The following is a 414-nucleotide window of genomic DNA, read 5'->3' on the forward strand; positions in this document are numbered from 1 at the left end:
TGCTCAAATTTGCCAAAATCCAAGTGAAGATAGCAGTGTAGCTATTACCGTTAGCGGTTATGAGTTGCTTATAACTGATTCTCTGTATTTAAGTATATTAGAGCAAGAGCATGATGCGCAGATAACATTAACGCATGGGCCTCTTTTAAGTATTGTTTTGAATACTGAAGGTCAGAATACATTCGTTTCTCCTCAAATGGATATGATGCCCACCTTTGATTTAGGTGATGAGGACGACGAATGAGAAAAATACTAATAAGTACGATAGTACTCATTATTTTAAGTGGTTGTGCATATTTGGGAAATGCTCACTACGATGATCTTTTTGGACCTGAACAAACACAAGAGAGAATGGTGCCTCATACAACAGGTGCTGGTGCTGATTTTTTACAAAATGTAAAACCTGTACTCGAT

Annotated in this window: 1 protein-coding gene; it reads left to right on the forward strand. The window is 37.2% G+C overall.

Translation table 11 applies throughout. From position 1 onward, the window contains the following. Nucleotides 1-244, forward strand: a 244-nt coding sequence (locus tag AAEY57_RS19460) for a hypothetical protein (RefSeq protein WP_350608600.1), incomplete at its 5' end; no start/stop codon positions are given. Nucleotides 245-414: the final 170 nt, after the last annotated feature.

Origin of the sequence: Pseudoalteromonas sp. MER144-MNA-CIBAN-0113 (genome assembly GCF_040308965.1) — a bacterium.
Taxonomy (GTDB): domain Bacteria; phylum Pseudomonadota; class Gammaproteobacteria; order Enterobacterales; family Alteromonadaceae; genus Pseudoalteromonas; species Pseudoalteromonas tetraodonis.